General features: G+C 72.8%; 17 protein-coding genes. 14 read left to right on the top strand and 3 right to left on the bottom strand.

Going from position 1 to position 13,598, the window contains the following annotated elements:
• Position 1: 1 nt before the first annotated feature.
• The 8 genes from hisD to FB474_RS11040 are packed head-to-tail and all read left to right on the top strand — an operon-like array spanning position 2 to position 6,289.
• Complete coding sequence (hisD, locus tag FB474_RS11075; RefSeq protein ID WP_141788692.1) at positions 2–1,357, top strand: histidinol dehydrogenase; 1,356 nt, start codon at positions 2–4, stop codon at positions 1,355–1,357.
• Complete coding sequence (locus FB474_RS11070) at positions 1,354–2,478, top strand: histidinol-phosphate transaminase (protein WP_141788691.1); 1,125 nt, start codon at positions 1,354–1,356, stop codon at positions 2,476–2,478. The genes hisD and FB474_RS11070 overlap by 4 nt, the downstream gene beginning before the upstream one ends.
• Positions 2,475–3,110 carry an imidazoleglycerol-phosphate dehydratase HisB gene (gene hisB, locus FB474_RS11065; RefSeq protein ID WP_141788690.1) on the top strand — a complete coding sequence of 212 codons (636 nt, stop codon included), beginning with the start codon at positions 2,475–2,477 and terminating at the stop codon, positions 3,108–3,110. The genes FB474_RS11070 and hisB overlap by 4 nt, the downstream gene beginning before the upstream one ends.
• A gap of 5 nt (positions 3,111–3,115) precedes the next feature.
• Positions 3,116–3,754, top strand: a complete 639-nt coding sequence (locus FB474_RS11060) for a hypothetical protein (RefSeq protein WP_141788689.1) — start codon at positions 3,116–3,118, stop codon at positions 3,752–3,754.
• A complete protein-coding gene (gene hisH / locus FB474_RS11055; protein WP_141788688.1) occupies positions 3,755–4,396 on the top strand; it encodes an imidazole glycerol phosphate synthase subunit HisH in 642 nt (213 codons plus the stop codon). It abuts the gene before it with no gap.
• Between the two features lie 35 nt (positions 4,397–4,431).
• On the top strand, positions 4,432–5,169 hold the full coding sequence (priA, locus tag FB474_RS11050; protein WP_141788687.1) for a bifunctional 1-(5-phosphoribosyl)-5-((5-phosphoribosylamino)methylideneamino)imidazole-4-carboxamide isomerase/phosphoribosylanthranilate isomerase PriA: 738 nt from the start codon (positions 4,432–4,434) through the stop codon (positions 5,167–5,169).
• Complete coding sequence (locus FB474_RS11045) at positions 5,166–5,570, top strand: RidA family protein (protein ID WP_141788686.1); 405 nt, start codon at positions 5,166–5,168, stop codon at positions 5,568–5,570. The genes priA and FB474_RS11045 overlap by 4 nt, the downstream gene beginning before the upstream one ends.
• Positions 5,567–6,289, top strand: a complete 723-nt coding sequence (locus FB474_RS11040; protein WP_141788685.1) for an SseB family protein — start codon at positions 5,567–5,569, stop codon at positions 6,287–6,289. The genes FB474_RS11045 and FB474_RS11040 overlap by 4 nt, the downstream gene beginning before the upstream one ends.
• Here FB474_RS11040 and FB474_RS11035 read toward each other — a convergent pair.
• A complete protein-coding gene (locus tag FB474_RS11035) occupies positions 6,280–6,609 on the bottom strand; it encodes a DUF952 domain-containing protein (RefSeq protein ID WP_141788684.1) in 330 nt (109 codons plus the stop codon). The two genes, FB474_RS11040 and FB474_RS11035, sit on opposite strands and share 10 nt — an antisense overlap.
• 238 nt (positions 6,610–6,847) lie before the next feature.
• On the opposite strand from FB474_RS11035, the gene FB474_RS11030 reads away from it, so the two are divergent.
• Positions 6,848–7,597 (top strand): ATP-binding protein, encoded by a 750-nt coding sequence (locus FB474_RS11030; RefSeq protein ID WP_221632514.1) that lies wholly within the window; start codon positions 6,848–6,850, stop codon positions 7,595–7,597.
• A gap of 151 nt (positions 7,598–7,748) precedes the next feature.
• Here FB474_RS11030 and FB474_RS11025 read toward each other — a convergent pair whose 3' ends face one another.
• Positions 7,749–9,293, bottom strand: coding sequence for a catalase (locus FB474_RS11025; protein WP_141788682.1), 1,545 nt, complete (start codon positions 9,291–9,293; stop codon positions 7,749–7,751).
• A 166-nt stretch (positions 9,294–9,459) separates the two neighbouring features.
• Between FB474_RS11025 and FB474_RS11020 the strand changes: the two genes are divergently transcribed.
• Positions 9,460–10,653: an MFS transporter gene (locus tag FB474_RS11020; protein WP_141788681.1), complete on the top strand. Its 1,194-nt coding sequence runs from the start codon at positions 9,460–9,462 to the stop codon at positions 10,651–10,653.
• A gap of 19 nt (positions 10,654–10,672) precedes the next feature.
• On the opposite strand, the gene FB474_RS11015 is transcribed toward FB474_RS11020, so the two are convergent.
• Positions 10,673–11,047 (bottom strand): DUF1844 domain-containing protein, encoded by a 375-nt coding sequence (locus tag FB474_RS11015; RefSeq protein WP_141788680.1) that lies wholly within the window; start codon positions 11,045–11,047, stop codon positions 10,673–10,675.
• 314 nt (positions 11,048–11,361) lie between these two features.
• Here FB474_RS11015 and infC point away from each other — a divergent pair, with 314 nt between their 5' ends.
• The 4 genes from infC to FB474_RS10995 all read left to right on the top strand — a co-directional run bounded on the left by infC (position 11,362) and on the right by FB474_RS10995 (position 13,589).
• On the top strand, positions 11,362–12,009 hold the full coding sequence (gene infC / locus FB474_RS11010; RefSeq protein WP_141788679.1) for a translation initiation factor IF-3: 648 nt from the start codon (positions 11,362–11,364) through the stop codon (positions 12,007–12,009).
• Positions 12,010–12,083: 74 nt separating this feature from the next.
• Complete coding sequence (gene rpmI, locus FB474_RS11005; RefSeq protein WP_141788678.1) at positions 12,084–12,278, top strand: 50S ribosomal protein L35; 195 nt, start codon at positions 12,084–12,086, stop codon at positions 12,276–12,278.
• 80 nt (positions 12,279–12,358) lie between these two features.
• Positions 12,359–12,742, top strand: coding sequence for a 50S ribosomal protein L20 (gene rplT / locus FB474_RS11000; RefSeq protein WP_141788677.1), 384 nt, complete (start codon positions 12,359–12,361; stop codon positions 12,740–12,742).
• A 40-nt stretch (positions 12,743–12,782) separates the two neighbouring features.
• A complete protein-coding gene (locus FB474_RS10995) occupies positions 12,783–13,589 on the top strand; it encodes a TrmH family RNA methyltransferase (protein ID WP_141788676.1) in 807 nt (268 codons plus the stop codon).
• The last annotated feature ends 9 nt before the right edge of the window (positions 13,590–13,598 follow it).

Raw genomic sequence — 13,598 nt, 5'->3', positions numbered from 1 at the left:
GGTGATTTCCCGGATTGACCTGCGTGGCCGCGCCCTCGACGTGCGCTCGCTGCGTGAGACGTTGCCCCGTGCGGAGTTCGACGTGGAGGCGGCACTGGACGCGGTGCGGCCGATCTGCGAGGACGTCCGTCATCGTGGTGCCGACGCCCTGCGCGACCTCGGGGAACGCTTCGACGGGGTGCGCCCCGCGCAGCTGCGCGTGCCGGCCGAGGTGCTGGCCGCGGCGCTGGAGCAGCTCGACCCGGCCGTGCGGGCCGCGCTGGAGGAGTCGGTGCGCCGCGCCCGCATCGTCCACGAGGACCAGCGCCGCACCGACCACACCACCGAGGTCGTGCCCGGTGGCACCGTCACCGAGCGGTGGATCCCGGTGGACCGGGTCGGCCTCTACGTCCCCGGTGGCGTCGCGGTCTACCCCAGCTCCGTGGTGATGAACGTCGTCCCGGCGCAGATCGCCCAGGTCGGCTCGATCGCCGTGACCAGCCCGCCGCAGCGGGACAACACCGGCGTGTTCGCCGGCTACCCGCACCCGACGATCCTGGCCGCCTGCGCCCTGCTCGGCGTCGACGAGGTCTACGCCGTCGGCGGTGCCCAGGCGGTTGCGATGTTCGCCTACGGCGCGCGCGAGAGCGGCCCGGAGGGGACGAACACGGGCGAGGTGCTCTGCGAGCCGGTCAGCCTGGTCACCGGGCCGGGCAACATCTACGTCGCCGCGGCCAAGCGCGCGCTCAAGGGCCTGATCGGCATCGACGCCGAGGCCGGCCCGACCGAGATCGCCGTGCTCGCCGACGAGACCGCGGACGCCGACCACGTCGCCGCCGACCTGGTCAGCCAGGCCGAGCACGACACCCTGGCCGCGTCGGTCCTCGTCACCGACAGCGAGGAGCTCGTCGCGCGCGTCGAGGACGCCCTCGAGCGCCGGGTCGCCGCCACCAAGCACACCGAGCGGGTCCGCACCGCGCTGTCGGGGCGCCAGTCCGGCATCGTCCTGGTCGACGACCTCGACGCCGGGGTCACCGTGGTCGACGCCTACGCCGCCGAGCACCTCGAGATCCAGACCCGTGACGCCCGTGCGGTCGCGATGCGCATCCGCAACGCCGGGGCGATCTTCGTCGGCCCGTGGGCGCCGGTGAGCCTGGGCGACTACGCCGCCGGCTCCAACCACGTCCTGCCCACCGGCGGCTGCGCCTGCCACTCCAGCGGCCTGTCGGTGCAGTCGTTCCTGCGCGGCATCCACCTGGTCGACTACACCCGTGACGCCCTGCGCGACGTCGCCGACCACGTGGTGACGCTGGCCGGCGCCGAGGACCTGCCCGCCCACGGCGAGGCGGTCACGGCGCGGTTCGGTGACGGCCGGTGACGTCGATCGAGCAGCTGCTGCGCCCCGACCTGCGCGGCCGCACCGCCTACGGCGCGCCCCAGCTCGAGGTGCCGGTCCGGCTCAACACCAACGAGAACTCGTATGCCGTGCCCGACGACGTCGTCGCGGCGATCGTCGCCGCGGTGGCCGAGGTCGCGCCCACGCTGAACCGCTACCCCGACCGGGAGTTCACCCGGCTGCGCGAGGACCTCGCGTCCTACCTGACGCGCACCGGCGGCGTGGCGCTCGACCCGGCGCAGCTGTGGGCCGGCAACGGGTCCAACGAGGTGTTGCTGCACCTGCTGCAGGCCTTCGGCGGCCCGGAACGCACCGCGCTGGGGTTCACCCCGGCCTACTCGATGCACCCGATCATCACCCGCACCACCGGCACCCGCTGGGTGGACGGCCTGCGCGGCGTGCCCGGCGCCGGGGAGTTCGACCTCGATGCCGAGTCGGCGGTCAGCCAGGTCAAGGAGCACCAGCCGCACCTGGTCTTCCTGTGCTCGCCGAACAACCCGACCGGCACGGCGCTGGGCCTCGACGTGGTCGAGGCCGTGCACGAGGCGGCCCCCGGCGCGGTGGTCGTGGTCGACGAGGCCTACGCCGAGTTCGCCCGGCCCGGCACCCCGAGCGCGCTGACCCTGCTGCAGGGCCGGCCACGGCTGGTCGTGACCCGCACCATGAGCAAGGCGTTCGCCTTGGCCGGCGGCCGGCTGGGCTACCTCGCGGCCGACCCCGAGCTGGTCGACGCGCTGCGCCTGGTCCGCATGCCCTACCACCTGTCCGCGCCGACGCAGGCCGTCGCGTGCGCCGCGCTCGAGCACGCCGGGGCGCTGCTCGACACGGTCGAGACGATCAAGGGCCAGCGCGACCGGATCGTCACCGAGCTGGCTGCGATGGGGCTGCGCCCCGTCCCCAGCGACGCCAACTTCGTGCTCTTCGGCGGCCTCGACGACGAGCACGCGACCTGGCAGGCCCTGCTGGATGAGGGGATCCTCATCCGCGACGTCGGCCTGCCCCACCACCTCCGCGTCACGGCGGGCACCCCCGAGGAGACCGACGCCTTCCTCGCGGCGATGCGCGCCCTGGCACCCACCCACCGGCAGGAGCAGCCCGCATGACCGACCAGGCCATCGACGCCCGCACCACCGCCCCCGCCCGCACCGCCCACATCCGGCGGCAGACCCACGAGAGCACGGTCGAGGTCGAGGTCAACCTCGACGGCACCGGCGAGTCGCAGGTCAGCACCGGGGTCCGCTTCTACGACCACATGCTCGCCAGCCTGGCCAAGCACAGCCTGATCGACCTGCGGGTGCAGGCCACCGGCGACGTCGACGTCGACGCGCACCACACCGTCGAGGACGTCGCGATCGTCCTCGGCGAGGCGCTGCGGGAGGCGCTGGGCGACAAGCGCGGCATCTCCCGCTTCGGCGACGCGACCGTGCCGCTCGACGAGACCCTCGTGCAGGCCGTCGTCGACGTGGCCGGGCGCCCCTACGTCGTGCACACCGGCGAGCCCGAGGGCCAGGCCTACGTCCTCATCGGCGGCAGCTACGTCGGTGCCCTGACCCGTCACGTTTTCGAGAGCCTGGCGCACCACGCCGGGATCGCCCTGCACGTGCGCGTGCTGTACGGCCGCGACCCGCACCACCTGGTCGAGGCGCAGTTCAAGGCCGTGGCCCGGGCGCTGCGGGCTGCTGTGGCGCGCGACCCGCGGGTCAGCGGCATCCCCAGCGCGAAGGGCAGCCTGTAAACCCCGTGGACGTGCCGTGGCGGTCCGGGCGGCACGGGCGGGGCGTGCTGCTCGTCCGGGGCCGCTCCGACGCCGTGGCCGCGTGGTCCCGGCGTGGTCTGCTGCCCGTGCACGTGCTGCCCCTCCCGGGGTGGACCGCGGTGGTCCCGGCCGGGCCGTCCCGGGCCCGCGCGCCCTACGACGACGCCCTGACCGTGCTGGCCGCCCGTCCGGTCCCCAGCCGCCTGCGGGCGGCGGTCGGCCTGTTCCGGGTGGAGGACCGGGCCGTGGTGTCGCTGCAACCGGGCGGGTGGCGCGCGATACAGCGCTGGGTCGTCTGGGAGCCGGGTCACGGTGTGGTGCGCTCGTCGCGGTTGCCGACCGCGCGGCCGGACGAGCTCGTGGCCGCAGCCGGACTGCGTGACCGACGTGCGGTGCGCGACGTGGCCGGACTCCTGCACGACGCCGGTGGTGAGGCCGGTGGCCTGCTCGCGTCGCTGATGGAGGTGCTGGACCTGCCCGGCCAGGGTGTGCTGGCCGACCCGCTGTCGGCCGCCGGTGCCGAGGGTTCCCGACTGGTGGAGCCGGACGAGGCGCACCTGGCGACGTTCGACTCGATCGTCACGGATGAGGCCCGGCTGCGGGCCGAGATGGAAGGACACTAGATGGCTGCCCGCGTGGTGGTGCTCGACTACGGCAGTGGCAACGTCCGTTCGGCGGTGCGCGCCCTGGAGCGCGTCGGCGCCGACGTCGAGCTCACGGCCGACCGGTCCGCGGTGCTGGCCGCCGACGGCCTTCTCGTGCCCGGCGTGGGTAACTTCCACGCCTGTATGCGCGGGCTGCGGGCCGTCGACGGCCCTCGCCTGATCGAGACGCGCCTGTCTGGCGGGCGACCGGTGCTCGGGGTCTGCGTCGGCATGCAGGTGCTCTTCGACGGCTCCACCGAGCCCAGCGTCGACGGCGACGAGGCCGGGCTGGGGGAGTGGCCCGGCATGGTCGAGCGCCTCGAGGCCGACGTCGTGCCACACATGGGCTGGTCGACGGTCAGCGCGGCAGAGGGCACCCGGCTCTTCGCCGGCGTGGAGCAGGAACGGTTCTACTTCGTGCACTCCTACGCCGCCGCGCACTGGCAGCTCGAGCCGCAGGGGGCCTTCGCCGCGATGGCGCCCAAGGTCACCTGGAGCGAGCACGGCAAGCCGTTCGTGGCTGCCGTCGAGAACGGCCCGCTGTCGGCGACCCAGTTCCACCCGGAGAAGTCCGGCGACGCCGGTGCCCAGCTGCTGCGCAACTGGGTCCAGTCCCTCTGACCGTCCCCCAGAACGCCCACGACACAAGGAGATCCGTGACCACTGCACCCCGCCTCGAGCTGCTGCCCGCCGTCGACGTGGCAGGCGGCCGGGCCGTCCAGCTGGTCCAGGGAGTTGCCGGCACCGGCGGCGAGTTCGGCGACCCGTGGGAGGCCGCGCTCGCCTGGCAGGAGCAGGGCGCCGAGTGGCTGCACCTGGTCGACCTCGACGCGGCGTTCGGTCGTGGCTCCAACGCCGAGCTGCTCGCGAGCATCGTGGGGCGGCTCGACCTGAAGGTGGAGATGTCGGGCGGCATCCGCGACGCCGAGACGCTGGAGCGGGCGCTGGCGACCGGCTGCCGCCGGGTCAACCTCGGCACCGCGGCGCTGGAGGACCCGGAGTGGACCGCCCGCGCCATCGCCGAGCACGGTGACCGGGTCGCGGTCGGCCTCGACGTGCGCGGCACGACCCTGGCCGCCCGGGGCTGGACCCAGGAGGGCGGGGACCTGTGGGAGACCCTGGCCCGTCTCGACGCCGAGGGCTGCTCGCGCTTCGTCGTCACCGACGTCAACAAGGACGGCATGCTCAAGGGCCCCAACCTGGACCTGCTGCGGGACGTGTGCGCCCGCACCGACCGCCCGGTCGTGGCCTCCGGCGGCGTGTCGACGCTGGCCGACATCGAGGCGATCCGCGGGCTCGTGCCGCTCGGGGTCGAGGGGGCGATCGTCGGCTCCGCCCTCTACCGCGGGGCGTTCACCCTGCCCGACGCGCTCGACGTCGCCGGCCGGCCGTGAGCGTGCGCCGCGTCGACGCCTCCGGCGGGCCGTGGGAGGACGCCTTCGGCTACGCCCGGGCGGTCCGGGTCGGCGACCAGGTGCACGTCTCCGGCTGCACCGCGGTCGTCGACGGAGCGGTCACCCACCCCGGTGACGCCGGTGCGCAGGCGCTGGTCGCGCTCGACGCCGCCCTCGCGGCGCTGACCCGGCTCGGCGGCACGGACGCCGACGTGGTCCGCACGCGCATGTACGTCACCGACCGTGCCCACTGCGAGGCCGTGGGCCGGGCCCACGGGTCCCGGCTCGGCGCGGTCCGCCCCGCCGCCACCATGGTGGTCGTCGCCGGGCTCCTCGACCCCGCCATGCTCGTCGAGGTCGAGCTCGACGCCGTCGTCACCACCCCGCAGGAGCAGTCATGAGCCACGACTCGGCCGGCATCCCCTTCACCGGCCGGCAGCTGTCCGGTACCGGCTTCGACGACGACACCGGAGCGGCGGACCCGGCGCTGCTGGAGGCGCTCGGGCAGCGGGCGGACGAGCGCGCGCTGATGGCCGCGCTGGCCGGCGCGCGGCTGATCGTGCCGATCGTGGCGGCGCCCACCGAGGTCGACGACTCCGGCGACCTGGCCGTGGAGAAGTCCACCGACATGGCCGTGGTCACCCTCACCGCTCCCGACGGCCAGCGCGCCCTGCCGGTGTTCAGCAGCGTCGAAGCGCTCGCGGCGTGGGACGCGTCGGCCCGCCCGTCGCCGGTCACCAGCGCGCTGGCCGCGCAGGCCGCCGTGCAGGAGCGGTGCGACGTCATGGTCCTCGACCTCGGCTCGGGGAGCCCGACCGTGCTGCGCCCGAGCATGCTCTGGGCGCTGGCCCAGCAGCGCGAGTGGCTGCCGGCGCACGAGGACCCGTTCATTGCCCAGGCCCTTGACCGTGCGACCGCCGGGGAGCCCGACGTCCTCGACGTGTCCGCCGAGGCGGGCGAGCCGGGCACGGGCACGCTGCGCGTGGTCCTGTCGCTGCGGGCGGGCCTGGAACAGGAGCAGGTGCAGCGGGTCGCGACGCGCATCGGGGAGCGGATCGCCACCGACGGCGAGGCCCGCGCCCGGATCGACGCCCTGGCCTTCGCGATCCGTCAGGCGTGAGGCGCCGGCACCTCGGTGACGCCGACGACGGCGTCGACGTCGATCGGCCCGTAGACGTGCGGGAACTCCTCACCTGTCTCCGGGTTGCCCACCTCCCGCACCAGCGGTGAGGTCAGCCGCGACTCGTCGATCTCCAGCAGCAGCAACGGTTTCGGGTACTCCCCGTAGAACGCCCGCCTGACGACCGGCCACTGCTGCGCCGAGCTGCAGTGGATGAAGCCCTCCTCGGCCAGCGTGCGCCCCAGCGTCGACTGCTCGTAGGACCCCGAGGCCCGCGCGGCCTCCCAGTGCTGTTGCTCCGCCAGGTGGTAGATGGTCACGCTGCCGACCGTATCCGAGCATCCCGCTCGCTCCCTTGACGGCCTGTCGCATCCCCCTCCCCACCCCGACCGGACCTTCACCACGCGGGTCTGACGTGCGGTGTTCCCGTTCCAGCGCAAGCGCTCGGATGCCGGTGGGCCGCGCAGGGCATAGGTTTTCGGGCCAACCGACCGTGATGCTCAGCGCCACGGTCACGGCTCGACGACTGGCACGGGGGTTGTGAGGATGGGTGTAACGATGTTCTGGATCGGCGGGAACCCCGGCTCTGGCAAGTCGACCGTCGCACGTCAGCTTGCCCACGAGCTGGACCTTCCGCTGCACCCGATCGACGCTTACACCTACGACCACCTCGACCGTCTCGTCGACCTGGGCCCACCGCTCGACGAGGTGCTGGCCCAGGGACCCGCCGCGGCAGCCGACGAGTTCGAGCGGGTCTCGACGCTCCGGCTGCCCGTGGTGGTCGACGACGTCCGCGCTGCCCGCGTCGGCGAGGTCCCGACGCTGGTCGAGGGGCCGCAGCTGCATCCGGATGCCGTGGGGGAGTGGGCGCCGCTCGCCGCGATCTGGCTGGTCACCACCCCTGAACGCACGCGAGCCGCCCGGGAGCAGCGGCTCGTCGACGGGGATGAGGCGGGGCGGAGGCGGGTCGACCGGTTGGTCCAACGCGACCAGGTCATCGGCGCGCGCCTGGTCGCGGCAGCGGCACGGGAGGGCCTGCCCGTGGTCGACGTGCCCACCGACGTCAGGTGGGACGGCGTCCACGCCGCCGTCCGCACGGCGGTCGTCGCTGCCCTTGCGGGCCGTCCACGCCTGCGCCCCGGGCCCGAGCTGGCGGCCCGGCGACGGCACGAGAACGACGTCGTGCACCGCCAGATCTCGGCCCACGAGCGGCAGCTCGGCGCAACCCTTCCACCCTTCCCCTACGCCTGCATCTGCGGGCGAAGCGGCTGCGACGACGTAGAGCCGGCCACCACCGCGGACTACTGACAGGAGCGCCTCCGCGGATCGTCCCGGGTGAAGGGTCGACCACGCCCGGGTGTGGTCGACCCTTCACCCAGCGCGCAGAGCCGCCCCGGACCTGCGTATGCCGTGCCCCCGGACCGGGGGCACGGCATACGTCGCGTGGGGCTGGCCGGGGTCAGCCGGCGTGCGTGTCGTCCTCGCGGACCGCGCCGGCCTCGTGGGCCCTGGCCGCGTCGGCCTCGCCGCCGGGGTTGGGGGACTTGCCGCCGGCGCGCACCAGCTCCTCGATCTGCTTGCCGGTGTCGGCGTCGACGTTCTTCCAGTACTCGAACGCCTTCTCCAGGACCGCGCCCGTGACGCCGCCGAGCAGGTGGCCGGCGACGGTCCGGACGAACGCCGCACGCTGGGCGTCGTCCCAGACCTCGCGCACGAGCGTGCCGGCCTGGCCGAAGTCGTCGTCCTCGGCGTGCGGCTCGTAGGCCGTGCGGACCATCGCACCGTCGGCGTCCCAGCCGTCCTCGACCGGGCCGGTCAGGTCGGAGAAGGGGCGGCCGGCGGTGTTGGGCGCGTAGACCGGGGCGTCACCGCTGTGGTCGTAGGCCATCGGCCCGTCGAAGGTGTAGCTGTTGGTCTCCACACGGGGGCGGTTGACCGGCAGCTGCAGGTAGTTCGGTCCGATGCGGTAGCGGTGGGTGTCGCTGTAGGCGAACGTGCGCCCGAGCAGCATCTTGTCGGGGGAGAACCCGATGCCCGGCACGAGCGCGCTGGGCTCGAAGGCGGCCTGCTCGATCTGGGCGAAGAAGTTCTCCGGGTTGCGGTTCAGCGTCATCGTGCCGACCTTGACCAGCGGGTAGTCGCTGTGCGGCCAGACCTTGGTCAGGTCGAACGGGTTGAACCGGTAGGTCCGGGCGTCCTCGTAGGGCATGACCTGGACCGAGAGCGTCCAGCTCGGGAGTTCGCCCCGCTCGATTGAGTCGTAGAGGTCGCGACGGTGGTGGTCGGCGTCCTCGCCGGCGATCCGGGTGGCCTCCTCGCCGGTCAGGCCCTCGACGCCCTGGTCGGAGTGGAAGTGGTACTTCACCCAGAACTTCTCGCCGGCGGCGTTGACCCACAGGTAGGTGTGCGAGCCGTAGCCGTTCATGTGGCGGAACGTCTTGGGGATGCCGCGGTCGCCCATGAGGTAGGTGACCTGGTGGGCCGACTCGGGGTTGAGCGTCCAGAAGTCCCACTGCATGTGGTTGTCGCGCAGGCCCGAGCCGCCACGCCGCTTCTGGCTGCGGATGAAGTGCGGGAACTTCATCGTGTCGCGGATGAAGAACACCGGGGTGTTGTTGCCGACGAGGTCGTAGTTGCCCTCGGAGGTGTAGAACTTCAGCGCGAAGCCGCGCGGGTCGCGCCAGGTGTCGGGGGAGCCCTGCTCGCCGGCCACGGTGGAGAAGCGCGCCAGCATGTCGGTCCTCGCGCCCGGCTGGAACAGCGCGGCCTTGGTCCAGGCCGAGACGTCCTCGGTGGTCTCGAACACGCCGAACGCGCCGCTGCCCTTGGCGTGGACGTTGCGCTCCGGCACGCGCTCTCGGTTGAAGTGCGCCATCTGCTCGATGAAGTGCGTGTCGTGCAGCAGGATCGGGCCGTTGGACCCGAGGGTGAGGGAGTTGCGGTCACTGACCGCGGGGGCTCCGGTGCTCGTCGTGGAGCCGGTGGGACCGGTCTGCTGGCTCATGGGTTCTCCTCGCGTTGACGGACGCCTGGCACAGGTGGGGACTGGGGGCCGGCACGGGGGTCAGGTCACCCACCCCACCACGCGGTCTGGAACGAGTCAAGAAAAGCGGATGGCGTTGGCGTCAAATGGATGGAGGCCCGTCGGTGCGCCATGGGAGCCTGCCGGTATGCCGTTCGCCCCCTACCGTCGCGTCCTCGCCGTCCCTGCGGCGAGGACCGCGCTGCTGCTCGGGCTGTTCCTGCGCATCCCGATGTTCGCCGGGGGCGTCGTGCTGACCCTGCACATCGTCCAGACCCTGCACCGGGGCTACGCCGAGGCGGGCGTGGTCTCCGCGCTGGCGACGATCTGCATCGCGATCAGCGGACCCTGGCGCGGACGGCTGCTCGACCGGATCGGCCTGCGCCGCACGGTGGTGCCCTCGATCATCGTCACCGCCCTCGTGTGGTCGGTCGCGCCGTTCGTCGGCTACCTGCCGCTGCTGCTGCTCGCGATCCCCGCCGGCCTGTTCGTCACGCCGACGTTCTCGATCCTGCGCCAGGCGATCATCACCGCCGTCCCGGACGCGGAGCGCCGGACCGCCTTGTCGCTCGACTCGGTCGGCGTCGAGCTGTCCTTCATGCTCGGCCCCGTCCTGGGCGTCTGGGCGGCGACCACGTGGTCGACCACGTGGGTGCTGTTCGCCGCCGAGATGCTCACGGTGGTCGGTGCCATCGCGGTGTGGGTGGTCAACCCCGTCATGCGCAGCGAGGGCCACGACGCCGACGCGGCCCACCTGCCCCGGCGCGAGTGGTTCAGTGGCGCGTTCCTGGCCGTCCTGGCGGCGGCCGCGGCCACCACCCTCGTGCTCTCCGGCTGCGACGTGGCGTTCGTGGCGGCCATGCGCGGCTACGGCGCGGTCGGCTCGCTCGGCCCGGTGCTCGCCGTCTGGGGCCTGGGGTCCGCGCTCGGCGGCCTCGTCTACGGCGCGCTGCACCGCTCGCTGCCGGTGTTCGCCCTGCTCGCCGGCCTCGGCATCGTCACGGTCCCGCTCGCGCTGGCCTCGGGGCCGGTGTCGCTGGCGCTGCTGTCGTTCGTCGCCGGCCTGTTCTGCGCACCGACGATCACCGCCACCGTCGACGCGGTCAGCCGCGTGGTCGACGAGCGCGCCCGGGGTGAGGCGATGGGCTGGCACGGGTCGGCGATGACCGCCGGCTCCGCCCTGGGGGCGCCGGTGGCCGGCGCGGCGATCGACCTGCAGGGCTACGCCGGCGGCTTCGCCCTCGTCGGGCTGCTCGGCGTGCTGGTGGCCACGTCCGGGTGGGCCACGGTCCGGCTGCGCCGCCGGCGCCGGGCCGCCGTCGACGTCGCCGCGGCGGCCTGACGTCAGCGACCGAGCCGGCTCAGACGACCGAGCCGGTGAGCTTCTCGCCGGGGCCCTGGCCCGGGGCGTCGGGGAAGATCGAGGCCTCCCGGAACGCCAGCTGCAGCGACTTCAGCCCGTCGCGCAGGGGAGCGGCGTGCTGGCTGCCGATGTCGGGGGCGGCGGCGGTCACCAGGCCGGCGAGGGCGTTGATCAGGCGGCGGGCCTCGTCGAGGTCCTTGAGGTCCTCGGCGTCGGGTCCCTCCGCGAGGCCGCACTTCACGGCGGCCGCGCTCATGAGGTGCACCGCCGCGGTGGTGATGATCTCCACCGCCGGCACCTCGGCGATGTCCCGGACGTGGTCGTCGACCGAGGGGGTGGTCAGGGGGTCAGGATTGGGATTCTGCGGGTCCACGCTGGTAGCCTTGCAGATCGACCGGCTGTGACTCGACGGTGCCCCCGGGCAGCGACCAGGTCACAGCGTGCAAGAGAAGCACCAGCTTCCACCCGCATCGACTCACGTCGTCGGGTCCCAGGTCCGCCCGCCACGAGCGGGCCGCCTCAATCGGAGGGGCGGCTCACCCGCGGCGGTCAGCGTACGACGTGTGGCCAGCCACCCGTCATACCAGCGGTCCCTGGTCCGGATGCCCAGGCTCCTCGCGCACACAGGTGGCGAGGAGCCTTCTTCGTCTCCTGCGGGCACAGCGACACTGACTCAAGGAGACAAACATCAGCGAGCCTCGTATCAACGACCGCATCCGTGTTCCGGAAGTGCGGTTGGTTGGCCCCAATGGTGAGCAGGTCGGCATCGTCCGCGTGGAGGATGCCCTGCGTCTGGCTGCGGAGGCCGACCTCGACCTCGTCGAGGTGGCCCCCATGGCCAAGCCTCCGGTGGCCAAGCTCATGGACTTCGGCAAGTTCAAGTACGAAGCAGCCATCAAGGAGCGGGAAGCCCGCAAGAACCAGATCAACACGGTCATCAAGGAGATCAAGCTCCGACCCAAGATCGACCCGCACGACTACGGCACCAAGAAGGGCCACGTCGAGCGGTTCCTCAAGGCCGGTGACAAGGTCAAGGTGACGATCATGTTCCGTGGCCGCGAGCAGTCGCGTCCCGAGCTGGGTTTCCGCCTGCTGCAGCGCCTCGCCCAGGACGTGGTCGAGCTCGGCTTCGTCGAGAGCGCGCCCAAGCAGGACGGCCGCAACATGATCATGGTCCTCGGCCCGACGCGGAAGAAGGCCGAGGCCAAGGCCGAGCAGCGCCGTCGCCGCGAGGAGTCCGCGCCCGCCGCCGAGGCCCCCGCCGGGGAGACCGCGCCGGCACCCGCAGCCGAGACCACCGAGGCTGCCGCTCCGGAGGCCCAGGCCGCCGAGTAGTCGCCCGGGGCGGCTCACGCCGCCCCGCGACACCCCCGACCACAGCAAGCACGACTGAAGGAGATCGGCTTCCCATGCCGAAGATGAAGAGCCACAGCGGCGCCAAGAAGCGCTTCCGGGTCACCGGCAAGGGCAAGGTCATGCGCGAGCAGGCCGGCGGTCGCCACCTGCTCGAGCACAAGTCCTCGCGCAAGATGCGTTCGATCGCGAACGACGTCGAGCTGTCCAAGCCCGACGCGAAGAAGATCAAGAAGCTCCTCGGCAAGTAACCGAGAGCCACCACCCAGTCGATCCAGCGACCGAGTGTGAAGCTCTCTCGGTTCAGCATTAACCAGCAAGGAGTACTCACGTGGCACGCGTGAAGCGGGCGGTCAACGCCCAGAAGAAGCGTCGGGTCGTCCTCGAGCGGGCCAGCGGCTACCGCGGGCAGCGCTCGCGCCTCTACCGCAAGGCCAAGGAGCAGGTCACCCACTCCCTCGGTTACGCCTACCGTGACCGCCGCGCCAAGAAGGGCGACTTCCGTCGCCTGTGGATCCAGCGGATCAACGCCGCGGCCCGCGCCAACGGCATGACCTACAACCGCTTCATCCAGGGCCTGAAGGCTGCCGAGGTCGAGGTCGACCGTCGCATCCTGGCCGACCTGGCCGTCAACGACGCCGCCGCGTTCGCCGCGCTCGTCGAGATCGCCAAGGCCAACGTCCCGGCTCAGGCCGACGCCAGCGACGCTGCCTGACCTGCTGCACCAGCAAGTCTCCGCGCGCCGGGTCGATGCCGTGCTGACCAACACCCGTTCCGATCGGGTCAGGTCGGTCAAGGCGTTGACCCGGCGCGCTGTGCGTCAACGCGAGGGCCTGTTCCTCGCCGAGGGTCCGCAGGCCGTCCGTGAGGCGGTCCGCTTCCGCCCCGACGTGGTCCGCGACCTGTATGCCGTGCCCGAGGCGGCCGTGCGCCACGCGGCGATCCTCGCGGAGGCCGCCGGGCAGGGCATCCACGTCCACGAGGTCAGCCCCGAGGTGCTGGCCGCCATGTGCGACACCACGGCCCCGCAGGGCCTGCTGGCGGTCTGCCGGCCGGTCGACGCCCCGCTGGCGGACGTGCTCGGCGCCGACCCGCGCCTGGTGGTCGTGCTGACCAACGTCCGCGACCCCGGCAACGCGGGCACCGTCATCCGTGGTGCCGACGCGGCCGGGGCCGACGCCGTCCTGGTCAGCGACGCCAGCGTGGACGTCTACAACCCCAAGGTGGTGCGCTCCACCGTCGGGTCCCTGTTCCACCTGCCCGTCGTGACCGGCGTGCCCGTCCCGCAGCTGCTCTCCAGCCTGCGGGAGGCGGGCGTGCGCCTGCTCGCGGCCGACGGCTCCGGGACCACGGTCCTCGACGACGCCGACCTGTCCGGACGGCACGCCTGGGTCATGGGCAACGAGGCCTGGGGCCTCGAGCCGGAGGTCCGCGACGCCTGCGACGAGGTCGTCCGGGTGCCCATCCACGGCCATGCCGAGTCCCTCAACCTGGCCATGGCGGCCACGATCTGTCTCTACGCTTCCGCGAGCGCGCATCGCGGGACGGGCCGGAATGGGTAAGGTCAGCGT

Source organism: Oryzihumus leptocrescens (assembly GCF_006716205.1).
Classification (GTDB): domain Bacteria; phylum Actinomycetota; class Actinomycetes; order Actinomycetales; family Dermatophilaceae; genus Oryzihumus; species Oryzihumus leptocrescens.
This window is presented reverse-complemented; position numbering and strand designations above follow the sequence as displayed.